This is a genomic window from Candidatus Nitrospira salsa (genome assembly GCF_965152625.1).
Genome location: NZ_CBCUCO010000004.1, coordinates 818,404 through 832,759, shown reverse-complemented (window position 1 = coordinate 832,759; position 14,356 = coordinate 818,404). Strand labels below are relative to the sequence as shown.

The window sequence follows — 14,356 nt, the reverse complement described above, 5'->3', positions numbered from 1 at the left end:
CAGAAGCTTTTTCTTTCGAGCGACGATTTACGCTTGCGCGCCGGAGCGCTCCCGGCCGTCGTAGCCAAGAGACTACTATGGCGGGGTCGACACAGCGCGCAGGCACGAACAACGAGCAACGTTTTCCCCTATTATTGGTGAGCCAGATAGAGGTGAAGACTCATTTCAACCGGATCGTATTTCGCCCGCCCTCTGACCTGCCTCTCTTCCATTGTTCTTCCAATGTCTGACTCCACAACCTTATCAATACGGAGAAATTGCTCCGGAGTAATTCCTGTGACACGAAGCACGACGATATGAGCCTGGGTCGGAACATCGCTTCTTGCATTATCGCCTTTTAAATCCCAGGCATCATTACTCCTGGTGACCACGGCGCCTAACGGCAGTGCTTTATGGGTCTGCAGATACATGGCTCCACCAAGTTCTGGGGGATGTTGCGTATCGAATTTCTCCAAGTACGGTCCCTGAAACTTCGTCCACAAATTAGAACCCCCAGCACGCGGGTCACCCGCAACAAGTGTGAGCTGAGCAGGAAGCGAGTTGGGGTTTGCGCTATTTCCCGTCTGTTCGAGATGAGGCAACCCCTGAGAATCCAAGGGCAACAGAGTCCCCACATCAGCATAATATCGACTGATCGCTTGCTGATAAATTTTGACAGATGAAACGAGCGATTCGGCTTTGGAGTCTGCGATCAAACCATAGACGTGAGGGAGCGTCATGGCCGCTAATACGGCGCCAATGGAGACCACTCCAATTGTTTCTAGTAGGCTTAAGCCACCCTGAGCATGAAGAAGAGCAAATTTTCGTAAATTCAACATCACCTGACTTTCAGATTTTTCCTTTGTTGTGATGTCTTTCGGTTGCCTGTTCATGAATCTATACCTGTTGATCTCGCAAGGCAGGTAAGCGTTCATCTGTCAACCTGCCAAACTGAAACAGAAAGATTTCCGAGTTTTCCTACAAAGTTATGAACGGGAGTCGAGTCCTTGTAGCGCAATCTTGGCAAAAGGGTCGCCCTGTTGCGAGGCACGCCGAAAGAGGTCCTTGGCTTTCTCAGTATCCTGATGTTCTGTCTGGGCGTCGGCATAAATAGAGCCAAGATGAACGAGTGCGGCGGTAGAATTTGGCTCTACTTGAAGGGCTTGTTCATACGCGTTGATTGCCTCCGATACTTGACCTTGCATTCTGAGCGCACTGCCAAGCCCCACATAGGCTTCGGCCGCATCTTGATTCTGACGAAGGGCTTGTCGATAAGCGGCGGCGGCGGCTTCATAGTTTCCACGAACAAAAAATGACCGCCCTAGTTCTTGATGCCATTTTTCACCATGGATGATGGGGTGGCCTGGTTCCGGAGAAAGACGGACTGGCAGAGGTGAGGGCATGGACACAGGTAGGTTCTGTGTTTCCATGCGAATTTCGCGTACTGATTCTTTTACGTTGAACAATGAGGAATCGTGCAAACCACGAAGAATGGCGGCTTTGGTAAACTGACCTTGTTGTGCCAGCGTTGCCGGATTTTTAACCGATTGAAGACTGCCGCCGTTTTCATAATCGGTTGCACACCCCTGACATATAGACAGTCCGACTACGATGATGGCACATCGGCTAAGCCAATTCGTTGTTCTCTTCACGACAGACTCCTCTGTTCATACATGGATCCCGATGGGAGACGTCACTCACCAATACTCCCATGATATTCAATCGTCACAACTTGGGATTCTTGCTACTTGTATCGGGACATTGACGTACGTCCTTGATCTTGAAATGCCGCACTCATCTCCTATAGCCGCGTCAGTTATACCGGAACGATACAGCGCCAATTTGTACGATGTTGATATCCAATACGTGAGAGAAAACGTCAATTATTGTCAGTACATCCAAGCGGGTATAACCTTCCAATGTTTGAGGCGTATAGCCGAATCAATTAACTTTCAATGTGTGATGTGAGTAATTTCGCTGGGTTACTTGGATATCTCTGATTGGTGGTATTAAAAGGATAAGGTCACCATGATCGATTGCCCACCCGTGACGCTTAGTCTTGCGAACGATCGTATCCACTGGGGCTATCTATGACCACCATATTGCATGACCATAGGAATTCTCAGTGAAGGTTGGACAGATATGACGAGTGGGGCGTTGAACGTTCATGGCCTCAGCACACCACTGGAAATTCTTTAAATTCGCAATAAACAACGACGACTGAGTGAAATATCCCTCAATGAATAACTTCAGAGGAACCATGAAGAAAATGTATTGAAATGAGTAGGAACGAAATCAAAAGCGTCACGAATAACAGGATATTCAGAAGCATTCTGATAGAGGAAACGGAGTAGGAACACGAAGCCCGCCAGGAGAGGCAGGCTTCGTGTTTTTTTTCTAGCAGGGGGTGACGTGTCGCTGAGAAAGAAGAGCGTGTTAGTCGGTTTTGAACGCCTCCTTCAGCAACGGTTCAATTTCACCTTTTTGTTCCATTGGCCCCAACACATCAGTATCACCATAAAACGTTCCATTGATGAACACCTTGGGTAAGGTTGGCCAATTCGTCATCTGATTCAAAAATTCTCGTTTTTCCGGGTTTGTGAGGACATTAATCAGCTCATAGGGATGCCCGAACTTATTAAAAAACTCCATCGTCTCTACGGTAAATCCACATTGAGGGGCAGATTTCGTCCCCTTCCCGTAAATCAAGATTTTATGCTCTTTAATTTCGCGTTGAACTTCTTCTTCGATTGGATTGGACATGGGATTTGTTCTCCTTATGCTTCATCGTGAGTTTTTGCCTGTAGCTCCACTGCATGTATACGGCCATCTTTCATTGGAACATCTAACGCCTGGTAAATCATTCGGTGCCGATCTAATAAATTTTTCCCTTTGAACATATCTGAGACCACATCGACGTTGAAGTGATCCATGGTTCCCGTTCGATCAACAATCGAAACTTTTGCATCAGCCATCGATTGCTGAATAAACATTGTAAGATCTTCTTTGCTAATCATGTATTCTCCCCAGTTCGCGAGTAATTGACTTCTTTCACCTAATATAGCCAACCGACTATTCGTTGCGCAATTCCAGATATCGCGCATCCACTACCCCTTAGCCTTCATCCACATACCGATATAAAGCAGATCTGATGAAGATCCCCAGCCGCTCCAGAACATTCATAGGAATCTCATGGCCTCCACGAAATTCATGCCATTCCACAGTAAGCCCTTCTGCTTTCAGCATATCACGGAGCTGTTTCGCCACGACCGGAGAAAGGATTGGATCATCAGTCCCATGACTTTGAAACACCGGCATTCCCTTCCGCTTGCCAGCCAGAGATGCCCATTCATCGCTCGCGATCAAAGAGCCAGAGAGTAAGACCAGGCCGGCATATGACTCATTGGCCCGTAACGCGGCATCACAGGCCAACATCGCTCCTTGCGAAAATCCGCCAATTATCAGTTCATCGGGTGTAACGTGAAATTCTTCCTTGACGGTCTGCAACACCTCAACAATTTTTTCGCGAGCCTCTGACAAACCATTCGGGACTTCTTTCGTTAATTGAGCCCAGTTCCCGCTTGCACGCTCTTGCGCAAGACGCTCCATGTCTAACATCCACCACGCTCGGGAATCCCCGAACCCGAAGTTCAAGGACAATGGTGCAGCGGGAAAGACAAATCGGGTTTCGTCAGGAACATCAAGGACCCGCCACAGAGGGACCAAATCATCTCCAGGAGCCCCAAAACCGTGAAGCAGCATGACTACAGGTCCTGAGCCACCGCCTTGACGGTCAGACCCGCCGGTTATACCTATTTCAAGTCCGGCCCATTTTTCAGTTCGCATAGATTTTTCTGTTGTTAGGGGTTACACTCCACGACCCACATTCTTTTTTTCATTATCGCGACTCTATTTCAGGATCATCTCTCATGGAGGAAACAAACGTTGCTCGTCGCTAGTATCTCGTCGTTCGTATTTCGTAAAAGAAAAGATTCTTTTTTTGCGAGCGACGCTTCACGCCTGCGCGCTACAGCACGCAGGCCCGAGCAACGAGAAACGTTGTTTCCTCTACGAAGAACGCCGGTAAACGATTTTCAATGTCCCATTTTGGGAGATCCGGCATTGGCCCCTTGCGTGATCATGGGAATTCGGAGGACTTGCTTGCAGTGTGTGCAGATGACCTTCATCGTATTCGGATCGGAATACACGATGTCTTGTTCTGGTATCCAAAACAATAAACTACATTTAGGACATTTTCTGACGAGCATCGGCATACAACAATCTCCATCAATCACTAGTTTTTAGGTAGCTATTTAGTGTAATACAGAGCAGCCTCTAATCGCCAGCTATGATTACATTTTCCGACTCGAAAGATATCACCCCCCAGAAGCTGCTCCCCCTCTTTGAGCAAGCCCAGTGGTCTAGCGGACGAACGCTGGAAGATACGTCCTCCATGCTGGCTCATAGCGATGTAATTATATCAGCCTGGGAAAGCTCGCGCCTGATCGGATTTGGGCGGGTCCTGACTGATTATGTGTTTCGTGCCTCAATTTGGGACGTGATTATCGACCAACACCATCAAGGCAAAGATATTGGCACCACACTCATGCGCCAGATTCTTGATCATCCTTCACTCCGCAACGTTGAGTTATTTTGGCTCTGCACTAGGCATAAACAGGCTTTTTACAAGACTTTAGGCTTTTCTGATCAAGAACAAACTGGCATGGTCTGGAATCGCAGTAAACATCGTTAACTAAACATTGTCTCCAATCCTATGAATGCACACCAGTTCAAGTCTGACAACACAGAATCGTATCTCGTCGCTCGTCGCTCGTCATTCGTCAATGGAAAAAACGTACCTCGTCGCTCGTCGTTCGTAGCTCGTGTAAAGAGTCTTCCTCGTCTTTTTCGAGCAACGAGCGACGAGCAACGAACGACGCGTTATTCCCCACGTTCTTCATGGCATCGTTTTTTCACCCAAACCCATGGTGTTCAACGATGATCGTTGCCGGTTTAATGTCTGGAACCTCAGCAGACGGCGTTGATGTTGCCCTGGCGAATATTCGAGGAAGCCAACATCGTCTCAATATGCACTTGAAATATTTTGAGACCATTTCGTATTCCCCTTCCCTTCGCAAGCGAGTGCTGGCAGCCGCAGAAAGCGGGCATGTGGCCGAAATCTGCCACTTAAACGTACTGATCGGCGAAGTATTTGCGACAGCCACGCTTCGAGCCATTGAGCGAGCTAAGCTCAAACCTCAACAAGTCAAACTGATCGGCTCTCATGGTCAAACGCTTCATCACCTTCCCAAGCCTCAGCGGGAACCAGGCATTGGCCCCGTTCGATCAACCCTGCAAATCGGTGATCCATCCGTCATTGCCGAGCGAACCGGCATCACGACCATTGCCGACTTTCGCTCGCGAGACCTGGCAGCCGGGGGAGAAGGTGCCCCGCTTGCCCCCTATGCTCATCACCTCTTCTTTCAGCATCGATCCCGGTCCCGGCTCATCGTGAACCTTGGCGGAATCGCCAATGTGACGGTCCTGGCTGCAGGAGCTCCTCTAGAATCCATGCAAGCCTTTGATACAGGTCCATGCAACATGTTGCTTGACGCCGTGACCGCTCGCTTGTCGAACGGCAAACAGACAATAGACCGCGGTGGACGACTCGCACAACGCGGTCACGTCGACCCGACGATTCTCCGATTTTTACTGTCGCATCCCTTTTTGCGCACTCCTCCGCCCAAATCCACCGGAAGGGAGGAATTTGGTCAGTCCTATGTCAAGAAATTGTTAGAACGGACTCGCAAACGTCGTCTTTCACGGTCCGACGTCCTAGCAACCTGTTGCCGCTTCCTCGCACATTCCATCCACAATGCACAAACGTGGATCGCAGACGACATTCATGAAGTCGTGCTCGGTGGCGGTGGAATCTTCAACGCCGCACTTATGAGCGCATTACAAGAAACATTTGCGCCAGTCCCGGTTCGCACCATGGATGAGTGCGGATCGTACAGCAAAGCCTTTGAATCCATCGCTTTCGCCGTTCTTGCTTACCAAAGTTTTCATGGCGTCTGCGCAAATGTTCCAGCCGTCACTGGAGCTCGACATCCAGTTGTGTTGGGAACCATCACCCCGGGACATCTGAGAATCAAGACGTGACACTCACAATAGAAACATCTCTGTCCAGCATAATGGCAGAAGGCACCTCTCTTCTTGCACAGTTACCTGACGCGTCGTTTCCGGTCATCCTGATGACCGTCCTTGTCCTCATCGCTCTGGCTCTTTGGTTGATTTGGGGACGTCAGCCTGCACATTCCCACACAAGCGAAACGCCATCAGATCAACAGTTTGACCAAGTGGAGGCCTCAACCCGGTCGCTCTTTCTCAACTCCGAAGCCTCAATATTTAATATGGTCCGCTTGGCCGTGCAAGACAGCTATTTGGTTCTCGCAAAACTTCCCCTCTCCTCAGTACTCGCCATTGAGAAGGATAACCGTGAGAAGCGAAAAAGGATCATGAAGGCCATCCAACACATCAAGATCGATCTGGCGTTGATTCATCCAGGGACACTTCAACTCGAAAAGGTCATTCGAATCACATCTCCTGAATCCTCCGTGATTCTGCCTTCGGAAAAGGAACATCTCGTAACCGCCATCTTGCTAGCAGCAGGTATTTCCACTGTCACGCTCGATGCCAATACATCATACACGGTCCCACAAGTATTGACGCTTTTGGGTTTAGGAGAAGAGGACTGAGGAAAACGTATCTCGTCGCTCGTATGTCGTATCTCGTGTAAGAAAATCATTCTGATCTTTCTTTTCCGAACGACGAACGATGAGATATGATTCACGCTTGCGCGCAGGCACGAGCAACGATCCTACGGACGGATTATGGGAAGCATCGTGCGAAATGTTTCTTCGCCAATCTCAGCAACGAGCCCGGATTGAATACGCGGGTCTTTCATAGGAATGAAGCGGGCAACTTTCATATATGACCGATTGGCTAATACTGCAGCAGCTTGAGACTTTCGGTCACGCGTGAGGTCCATCGTATATCCCGCACCATGGTTCCATTCCCACAGTGAAGAACTCAAACAGAGACAGAGGTGGTGATCGCAAATATCCGCATAGTGATTGATGAGATTTTCCTTGTAGCGTCGAATGTTGGGGCCTTCCAACATGAAAGCAAAAACGACATGGTGCCCCCACCAAAAGAGCGTGCGAAAAGCAAATTTTTCTTCTCGCGTATAGTGTCGAGGGAAGTCGAGATATTGATAGGGAAAATCTTCCAGATGTTCACCTTTCACAAACTGGACGGCTTCGGAGTTAAAACGCTGAGGGACGATCAGGTCCGTTCCAACGAGAGCTGATTGGATACGCGTATGAAGGGCTTCCAAGGACTGACGAACGGTGACCGTAATGCGTGCTTTTGTGCGAAAGAATGTTGTATCCGCAAAGCACTCGACTTCTTCTGGGGAAAATGAAAACGATTGGGTCATAGGAATGTCATTCATAACAACTGTATCTCGTCGCTCGTGCCTGCGCGCAAGCGTGAATCGTCGTTCATTTCTCGCAAAAGAAAAATCAGAAAACTTTCCTTGCAAGCGACGAGCAACGAACGACGAGATACGAATGAGTACTTATGAAAATTGCCACGTTTAATGTGAATTCGATCCGTCGACGCCTGCCCATTGTCATCGACTGGCTTATCAAAAAAAAGCCTGACGTGTTGTGCCTGCAAGAAACGAAGGTTCAGGATGCTGACTTTCCTCTCGAAGCCTTCGTTGAGACAGGCTACCACATCGCGTTTCGAGGTATGAAGTCGTATAACGGCGTGGCCATCTTGAGTCGAACATTGCCCGAGCATGTTTCTTCCGGCTTTGGTGATGACGAAGAGCATCCGGATGATCCTATGCGTCTCATGCGGGTCGTCGTTCATGGGATTCCCATCCTCAACACCTATGTCCCTCAAGGCTTCTCGATCGATTCACCCAAATATCAATACAAGCTCGGTTGGTATAGAAGGCTCAAACACTATTTCCAGCAACATCTCTCACCCAAGAAACCAGCCATCTGGTGTGGCGATATGAATGTTGCCCCAGAACCTGTCGATGTACATAGCCCTGAAACACATCTCAAACATGTCTGTTTTCATGCAGATGTCCGAAAAGCCTACGAGCACACGATTTCCTGGGGATTCGTTGATGTATTTCGTGCGCACTACCCCAAACGGCAGCAATTCACGTTTTGGGATTACCGGCAACCCAGCGCATTAGAGAATAATCGAGGCTGGAGAATTGATCACATCTTAGCCACACCGGTATTGGCACAAGCCTGCACAAAAGTTGCAGTTGACCTCGGTCCGCGTAAAGCGGAAAACCCCTCTGATCATACGGTGTTGTGGGCAGAGTTTTCTCGGTAGTCGGCTAGAAAAATTTGTGTATTGGCAGCTATTCAATATTTATAGCTTTTTAACTTTTCATTAAGACTTATAGCCGCTTCAGTTATACTGAAACGATGAAGCGCCAACTTGCACAATGTTGATATCCAATACGTGAGAGAAAACGTCAATCATTGTCAGTTATAGCCGATTCAATGATTTTTCGTACTCTTGACACATGGGATATCGCGTTGAAAGTCCTCATGGTTGAGCTGGAACGTATTTGTATTCGCTATAATCCAAGCGGGTATGACCTTCCAATACTTGAGGCGTAATATTACACGACTAGGCGACTTGTACTCGAGATGTCAACAGGATCGGAGGAGGAATCTATACTGTTTCTTCAGTCATCTGAGATGGTATACAACCACCGTCGCCTAGGGTACCGCCATATTGGATTCGCTATAATAATTTTATTTTTTTCGAGACGATTTTTTTCGACTCTCTACCAGGACATTTTCTGCTGGAATAAAGACACCGCACGCGACCACGGTGGTCCAAAGATTGGGTTTTCCAATGGCCGATTGTGTGATATTTTGGGTTTTGACAATTCTTCCACCCATTTTGAAGACTTGCTCACGTTCTTTCCACGCCACATCAGGGTCAAAGTCGATTCCAAGTGTGGTGGCCAGCATCTGTGCCGCTAAGTCTTCGGTATACTCTCCGGCCTCTTCATCCGTTTCCCCATAGGCATGGTGTTCAGAGAGATAGCCGTAGTGGGATTCGCGCCCCGTCGGAATCGCTAGCCCAATGGAAGACGAGATGAGCCGATTTCGTTCGTTCGTTTCTGATCGTGCCATGACACAGAACGTAATTTCTCCTGGATTTAAGAGTTTTTCTCCCCGTTTCCGTGGGACGATTTTACAATCTGGAGGGAAAATTGAAGATACGCTGACTAAATTGCAGGCCGCAATTCCTGCACTTCGCAGCGCTTCCTCAAAAGAGGTCAATTTTTCTCGATGAACACCGACCCCCCGAGTCAAAAACATATGTGTTGGGACCATAACTCCTCCTCTTTCTCTTTAAGATCTAGACCATCTATTTTCCTGCACTGACTTGTCCTTCCGCACACACCAGCACTCGATGAAACATGTTATGAATCCGTTGTCGTGTTATGAAAGGGTGAGTAGATGAAGGATAGTTTGACAAAGGCTCAACACAAGGTTTTCTTATTTACCAAGAGTCGAGGGCAAGGTGCAAGAAAGAACTCGATAATTGCATGTTACATTTTGATGACGAAGAAACCATTCAGCCTTCTAACGCCATTCCTCCAAGAGTCATGGCATAGGGACATTCAAGACCAATAACTTGGGTTCCGTCAATTCCTGAATGGCATACTTGACGCCTTCTCGACCAAGACCGGAATCTTTCACACCGCCATACGGCATATGATCGGCACGAAATGTCGGAATTTCATTGGCGAGAACCGTCCCAACTTCAAGCTGCTGAAAAGCCTGAAAGACCTTCTGTGTATTCTGCGTAAAGACGCCAGCTTGCAATCCGTACATCGAATCGTTGAGTTGCTGTAAGGCATCCTCAAACTGTCGATAGGGGCTCAACATCACCACCGGACCAAATACCTCCTGGCAGGAAACCGTCATGTGGGTCTCCACATCCGTCAGCACGGTCGGTGTTATCATTGAGCCTTGACGCGTCCCTCCAATACGAACCCTCGCCCCTTGAGTGACTGCCTCATTGACCCATGACTCAACACGCTGAGCCGCACGTTCGTCAATAAGCGGTCCTACGACCGTCTCATCTTGAGCCGGATCACCGACGACGACATCGCGAACCCGTATAAGGAATTTGTCGACTACCGAATCATAGATCGACTCATGAACGTAGACACGTTGAACGGAAATACATGTTTGCCCAGAATAGCCAAACCCTCCTGCGACACACCGTTGAACGGCAAGATCCACATCAGCATCAGGTTCGATGATCACTCCAGCATTCCCGCCCAATTCTAAAAGAACTCGTTTTTTCCCAGCCTTCGCCTTGAGCATCCATCCGACGGCAGCGCTTCCAGTAAAACTCAGGGCCTGAAATCCTTCACTCTGAACAAGCTTTTCCGCTAATGGAGTTTGGCAGGGAACGACATTCATCGAACCAGCAGGAAGATCAGACTCAAGGACCACTTCACCTAACAACAACGCGGTGAGTGGAGTTTGAGGAGCAGGTTTAATGACAATGGGATTTCCAGCAGCAAGACATGGCGCCACTTTATGCGCAACAAGATTAAGCGGGAAGTTAAATGGAGTAATTCCCAACACCGGGCCAATGGGAAACCGACGCAGCATACCCGTGTAGCTCTCCATGCCCGGCATACGGTCCATCGGGATGACTTCGCCTGGAATCCGTGTCGTTTCTTCACTGGCGATCAAAAATGTTTGAATGGCACGATCAACTTCTCGGCGAGCATCCGTAATTGGTTTCCCCGCTTCTTCACTAATCGTTTTCGCAAATTCTTCGCGCCGACGCCGAAGCGAGGCGGCAATCTGCTGCAAACCCTTAGCCCTGACATGCGCGGAGGATTTTTTTAGGAACGAATAGGCTTCTGCGGTTGATTGGAGAACCTGAGATATTTCGTGTTCCCCGGCTTGACAGACATGTGCAAGCACACGTTGATTGTACGGATTGAGAACCGGCTCAGTTTGAGGAGTCTGAACCCATTCTGAGCCAATTAAAAAATGTCGGTGAGTCTCTGTCGACATTGCCGTCATGGAGGTTAGGTTGTAAGCGGACCATCAGTCAATGCTGTCGAATCTGCTGACACGGGAGTCGCTTGAGGTTGCGCTCCAGTCGCTTGGGCTTTGGCAATTAACTCCGGCGTACCCCATTCTACCAAAGATTCTAAGGCAAAGGCCTCAAAGGTTGAAACGGCACCACAGCCTGGACAGCCCTGCATCGGAACCTTGGCTCTAAACACTTCATCAAGGCAATCCATACAGACAAACAAGTCTGGTTCACCAGGAGAACATTCAACAGACCAATAGACAGAAGATTCGGACATAATACTTTACATTCCCTTATGTTAAAACAACGCGATGACCGCGAAGTACTGGTTGACGAGAGGGCGAATGGCTACGATGCGGTTTCCGATGGCACAGATTTTAACACCTTTTCAATTTCTTCCTGAAACACATCATAGGGAAAGGCTCCAGGGATCATCACCATCTCACCATCTTTAGGAAGTGACGTGACAAAGATCACAAATCCTGGTGTTCCGCGGACTCCAAGCGTTCCGCCTTCAATTCGATCCTGATAAATGGCCTTGACGTAACTATCACCACCCACACATTCCGAAAACTTTGCGGTATCAAGTCCTAGCTCTTTCGCATACCCCGTCAGTTGCTCTGGGGAAAACTGTTGGTCACTATTGAACAACCGATCATGCATGGGCCAATAGGCATCTTGTGCTCCGGCACAACGAGCTGCCTGAGAAGCTTGAAGACCGGGGCCACCAGGGGCACGAGGGAAATCACGATACACAAAGCGGACCTTTCCCGTATCGATGTAGTCAGACAAGAGACGTGGAAACGTTTCATGGAAAAATTTTTCACAAAACCCACAAGTAAAATCTGAATATTCCAAGACCGTCACCGGGGCGTTGGGGTCACCCCTAACAATGTCGCTATCGCGAACGAGAAAGTCAGTCGATGATTCAGCACCTGCAAAAGTGGTCACGACGAAGAACAACAGTCCAAACAGGATAGCCCGGAAATAACAGAGTACCCGCTTGCGTGATGGATTCATTTTCATAGAAGACATAGGATTTGGTTTCTTTATCACCCAGAGATTAACAATGACCGAACAGTGAGTATGTTGACGGTCTATTGTGTCATTCTCAACAAGTCATTGTCGAGTCTAAGACACGAGAGACAGAATCACTCACTCAGTTAAGCATGAGCCTGTTTCTTTGAGATGCGGTCAAGAAGTCCCATCATCAAGATTGGCCAGACCACAGTTGCATCACTCAACACTTCCGAGAATTGCCCGCCCTCATGTTGAGGTACAAACTTGCCCCACGACACGCCCTCTTGATAGGTGCAACCACTCAATCCACCCCAGTAATCCGGCTCTGGGCATATCCGGACTCCGTAATGAAAACGCGGAGGCTTCAAATTTGTTCCCAGTCGGACATTGAGTATTTCAATATAGGGAGGAGTTTGTTGCGCCCAATTCCGTGGAACACCACCCCCAATCGTGAAAATCCCTAATCGTTTGGCAGACAATAATTGTTCCGTGTAGCTATTAAGATCCAGAAACGGGTTAAACGTCGGTCGATATTGCTGTAGTTGAGTCCAAATATCGAGAGGGGTTCCTTTCTCTGAAGGAAGCTCATGTCCTTTGCGATAATGCTCAGCCATCGCCCAAATGGAGACATCAAGGCCAAGCTCTGAATCCGTAAACGCTGGAATGTAAACAGGCACCCCTTTTTCATAGGCGCTCTTGAGAATGGCAGGACCTTCGAATTGATCAGCAAGGGTTTGACCAAGCTCCCGGTTGAGGCGTTCCGAAGACAGCGGTTCATCCGGAGACAGTCGCTTTAAGGTTTCACCCACAACTTCTTCAACATGATTTAAGTTGAGTTCCATCTCCAACGTGTCATAGACGCGATTATAGCCCTTCTCGTATAACTCGGGATCACTCATAGTGGGCTGATATTTATAATGCGTCGCTCCGACGGCCTCACTCATCCCATGTGCCATCAGCGCACCAGTTGACACCACCGCTTGCACCATGCCTTGATCAATCATTGTGCTGATTATTTTTCCCATTTTCGCAATGGTCATGGCTCCAGAAAGCGTCAGCACCACCTTGCAGTCCGGATCTTCAATCATGTTCGTGAGAATATCAAACGCCTCACCCAGGCGGCGTCCACCAAAAGCCGTTTTCTTCATCGCTTCCAACAAGTCCGAGAATGAGTTGACCCCGAGAGGATCAAGCGATTCAAGTGGTTCTAATCCATCTTGTTTGCCATCATGAAATTGTCTTGTATGCATAAGTATTACGAACCTCAGATTATGGTGATTAGCAGATGTGTGCGAATGGAACGCAGACGAAAGAAATGAAAGAAGAGTAGGTTATGAGACTTCCTGATTAACTGCACGAGTCACGAGCTGTGAAATTGTAGAACGATATTCCAACACGCCAACCCACCCGTTCGCCATTGAGACCAGGCTAGCCGGGCAGGCGGCAGCAAGGCTGGTGGTCCCAACGGGATTTGAACCCGTGTCTGCACCTTGAGAGGGTGCCGTCCTAGGCCAAGCTAGACGATGGGACCAATTTGTGTACTATTCATTTTGAATAAGAAACAGTGAAGAAACTACCAAAAATTTCAAGAAGTCTTCATCCCAGTTCCAGGGAACGAAACTGTATCACAGGGGTGATTTCTGCGCAATAAACCTTGTTCGATCACAACAATCGTCACAATTGGAGTGAACAGACATACCCAATTGTCACGAAAACCCAGCTTGACACCACATCAAATACTCGATGAGGGTGCGCCCCAACTACTCCCTTTAACCCGAATGAAGCCGCGCATGAAGGGGTGAATGCCGCAATGATAGGCATAATCGCCCGGCTGCAAATTGGAGATGACAAAGTGTTCCCCAGGTTCGAGCATCCGTGACTCAAACGCACATTTCGCCTGTCGTAGACAATCGTCTGCAAGAATGGAGTGCAGTTCCCTTCCTCTGTTCTCCCATTGAATCACCGATCCTGCATCAGCCGAAACATTGTGCGGAGAGAAGAAGGGGGGCTGTTGATAAATTTGGATAGACACAGTCGATGAACCGGCGAAAACCTTAAAAGAATATGACAGTCCGAGTATCAAGACGGGAAACATCGTCGCAATCATGACAGACATGGCAGACCAAGGCCTCGTGTGCGTTTTCACCTATATTGACCTCGCAGGACCCAGAGTTTCACG

General features: G+C 48.5%; 17 protein-coding genes and 1 tRNA gene. 4 read left to right on the top strand and 14 right to left on the bottom strand.

What is annotated here, in order from left to right; genetic code table 11:
* Nucleotides 1-131: 131 nt before the first annotated feature.
* From ACWQXP_RS17910 to ACWQXP_RS17885, 6 genes are all read right to left on the bottom strand, one after another.
* Complete coding sequence (locus tag ACWQXP_RS17910; protein ID WP_454064220.1) at nt 132-872, bottom strand: type IV pilin protein; 741 nt, start codon at nt 870-872, stop codon at nt 132-134.
* 93 nt (nt 873-965) lie between these two features.
* Nucleotides 966-1,631 carry a tetratricopeptide repeat protein gene (locus ACWQXP_RS17905; protein ID WP_454064219.1) on the bottom strand — a complete coding sequence of 222 codons (666 nt, stop codon included), beginning with the start codon at nt 1,629-1,631 and terminating at the stop codon, nt 966-968.
* A 784-nt stretch (nt 1,632-2,415) separates the two neighbouring features.
* On the bottom strand, nt 2,416-2,742 hold the full coding sequence (locus tag ACWQXP_RS17900; protein ID WP_454064218.1) for a glutaredoxin family protein: 327 nt from the start codon (nt 2,740-2,742) through the stop codon (nt 2,416-2,418).
* Between the two features lie 14 nt (nt 2,743-2,756).
* Entirely contained in the window at nt 2,757-3,083 is a 327-nt protein-coding gene (locus ACWQXP_RS17895; RefSeq protein ID WP_454064217.1) for a BolA family protein, read from the bottom strand.
* 10 nt (nt 3,084-3,093) lie between these two features.
* Entirely contained in the window at nt 3,094-3,825 is a 732-nt protein-coding gene (locus ACWQXP_RS17890; RefSeq protein WP_454064216.1) for an alpha/beta hydrolase, read from the bottom strand.
* Between the two features lie 248 nt (nt 3,826-4,073).
* Nucleotides 4,074-4,253 carry a hypothetical protein gene (locus tag ACWQXP_RS17885; protein ID WP_454064215.1) on the bottom strand — a complete coding sequence of 60 codons (180 nt, stop codon included), beginning with the start codon at nt 4,251-4,253 and terminating at the stop codon, nt 4,074-4,076.
* Nucleotides 4,254-4,327: 74 nt separating this feature from the next.
* On the opposite strand from ACWQXP_RS17885, the gene ACWQXP_RS17880 reads away from it, so the two are divergent.
* From ACWQXP_RS17880 to ACWQXP_RS17870, 3 genes are all read left to right on the top strand, one after another.
* Nucleotides 4,328-4,732, top strand: a complete 405-nt coding sequence (locus ACWQXP_RS17880; RefSeq protein WP_454064214.1) for a GNAT family N-acetyltransferase — start codon at nt 4,328-4,330, stop codon at nt 4,730-4,732.
* Between the two features lie 245 nt (nt 4,733-4,977).
* Nucleotides 4,978-6,141: an anhydro-N-acetylmuramic acid kinase gene (locus ACWQXP_RS17875; protein WP_454064213.1), complete on the top strand. Its 1,164-nt coding sequence runs from the start codon at nt 4,978-4,980 to the stop codon at nt 6,139-6,141.
* Nucleotides 6,138-6,737: a DUF2726 domain-containing protein gene (locus tag ACWQXP_RS17870; protein WP_454064212.1), complete on the top strand. Its 600-nt coding sequence runs from the start codon at nt 6,138-6,140 to the stop codon at nt 6,735-6,737. The genes ACWQXP_RS17875 and ACWQXP_RS17870 overlap by 4 nt, the downstream gene beginning before the upstream one ends.
* A gap of 122 nt (nt 6,738-6,859) precedes the next feature.
* On the opposite strand, the gene ACWQXP_RS17865 is transcribed toward ACWQXP_RS17870, so the two are convergent.
* On the bottom strand, nt 6,860-7,495 hold the full coding sequence (locus ACWQXP_RS17865) for a hypothetical protein (RefSeq protein ID WP_454064211.1): 636 nt from the start codon (nt 7,493-7,495) through the stop codon (nt 6,860-6,862).
* A 128-nt stretch (nt 7,496-7,623) separates the two neighbouring features.
* On the opposite strand from ACWQXP_RS17865, the gene xth reads away from it, so the two are divergent.
* Entirely contained in the window at nt 7,624-8,403 is a 780-nt protein-coding gene (gene xth / locus ACWQXP_RS17860) for an exodeoxyribonuclease III (protein ID WP_454064210.1), read from the top strand.
* Nucleotides 8,404-8,834: 431 nt separating this feature from the next.
* On the opposite strand, the gene ACWQXP_RS17855 is transcribed toward xth, so the two are convergent.
* The 7 genes from ACWQXP_RS17855 to ACWQXP_RS17825 form a co-directional block, all read right to left on the bottom strand.
* On the bottom strand, nt 8,835-9,425 hold the full coding sequence (locus tag ACWQXP_RS17855; protein ID WP_454064209.1) for a pyruvoyl-dependent arginine decarboxylase: 591 nt from the start codon (nt 9,423-9,425) through the stop codon (nt 8,835-8,837).
* Nucleotides 9,426-9,698: 273 nt separating this feature from the next.
* Nucleotides 9,699-11,135 (bottom strand): aldehyde dehydrogenase family protein, encoded by a 1,437-nt coding sequence (locus tag ACWQXP_RS17850; RefSeq protein ID WP_454064208.1) that lies wholly within the window; start codon nt 11,133-11,135, stop codon nt 9,699-9,701.
* A gap of 14 nt (nt 11,136-11,149) precedes the next feature.
* Nucleotides 11,150-11,434 (bottom strand): hypothetical protein, encoded by a 285-nt coding sequence (locus ACWQXP_RS17845; RefSeq protein ID WP_454064207.1) that lies wholly within the window; start codon nt 11,432-11,434, stop codon nt 11,150-11,152.
* A gap of 71 nt (nt 11,435-11,505) precedes the next feature.
* Entirely contained in the window at nt 11,506-12,192 is a 687-nt protein-coding gene (locus tag ACWQXP_RS17840) for a DsbA family protein (protein WP_454064206.1), read from the bottom strand.
* Nucleotides 12,193-12,320: 128 nt separating this feature from the next.
* The gene (locus ACWQXP_RS17835; RefSeq protein WP_454064205.1) at nt 12,321-13,427 is read right to left on the bottom strand and encodes a deoxyhypusine synthase family protein; all 1,107 of its coding nucleotides are present in this window, start codon (nt 13,425-13,427) and stop codon (nt 12,321-12,323) included.
* 203 nt (nt 13,428-13,630) lie between these two features.
* Nucleotides 13,631-13,708, bottom strand: a tRNA-Glu gene (locus ACWQXP_RS17830).
* Nucleotides 13,709-13,909: 201 nt separating this feature from the next.
* Nucleotides 13,910-14,293: a cupredoxin domain-containing protein gene (locus tag ACWQXP_RS17825; protein WP_454064204.1), complete on the bottom strand. Its 384-nt coding sequence runs from the start codon at nt 14,291-14,293 to the stop codon at nt 13,910-13,912.
* Nucleotides 14,294-14,356: the final 63 nt, after the last annotated feature.

Bases quoted from the DNA above. Each gene is read 5' to 3' on its own strand.
- ACWQXP_RS17850 (WP_454064208.1), bottom strand. From the start codon at position 11,135: ATGTCGACAGAGACTCACCGACATTTTTTAATTGGCTCAGAATGGGTT.
- ACWQXP_RS17865 (WP_454064211.1), bottom strand. From the start codon at position 7,495: ATGAATGACATTCCTATGACCCAATCGTTTTCATTTTCCCCAGAAGAA.
- ACWQXP_RS17900 (WP_454064218.1), bottom strand. From the start codon at position 2,742: ATGTCCAATCCAATCGAAGAAGAAGTTCAACGCGAAATTAAAGAGCAT.
- ACWQXP_RS17840 (WP_454064206.1), bottom strand. From the start codon at position 12,192: ATGTCTTCTATGAAAATGAATCCATCACGCAAGCGGGTACTCTGTTAT.
- ACWQXP_RS17835 (WP_454064205.1), bottom strand. From the start codon at position 13,427: ATGCATACAAGACAATTTCATGATGGCAAACAAGATGGATTAGAACCA.
- ACWQXP_RS17875 (WP_454064213.1), top strand. From the start codon at position 4,978: ATGATCGTTGCCGGTTTAATGTCTGGAACCTCAGCAGACGGCGTTGAT.
- ACWQXP_RS17895 (WP_454064217.1), bottom strand. From the start codon at position 3,083: ATGCGCGATATCTGGAATTGCGCAACGAATAGTCGGTTGGCTATATTA.
- ACWQXP_RS17910 (WP_454064220.1), bottom strand. From the start codon at position 872: ATGAACAGGCAACCGAAAGACATCACAACAAAGGAAAAATCTGAAAGT.
- ACWQXP_RS17855 (WP_454064209.1), bottom strand. From the start codon at position 9,425: ATGGTCCCAACACATATGTTTTTGACTCGGGGGGTCGGTGTTCATCGA.
- ACWQXP_RS17845 (WP_454064207.1), bottom strand. From the start codon at position 11,434: ATGTCCGAATCTTCTGTCTATTGGTCTGTTGAATGTTCTCCTGGTGAA.
- ACWQXP_RS17885 (WP_454064215.1), bottom strand. From the start codon at position 4,253: ATGCCGATGCTCGTCAGAAAATGTCCTAAATGTAGTTTATTGTTTTGG.
- xth (WP_454064210.1), top strand. From the start codon at position 7,624: ATGAAAATTGCCACGTTTAATGTGAATTCGATCCGTCGACGCCTGCCC.
- ACWQXP_RS17825 (WP_454064204.1), bottom strand. From the start codon at position 14,293: ATGTCTGTCATGATTGCGACGATGTTTCCCGTCTTGATACTCGGACTG.
- ACWQXP_RS17890 (WP_454064216.1), bottom strand. From the start codon at position 3,825: ATGCGAACTGAAAAATGGGCCGGACTTGAAATAGGTATAACCGGCGGG.
- ACWQXP_RS17880 (WP_454064214.1), top strand. From the start codon at position 4,328: ATGATTACATTTTCCGACTCGAAAGATATCACCCCCCAGAAGCTGCTC.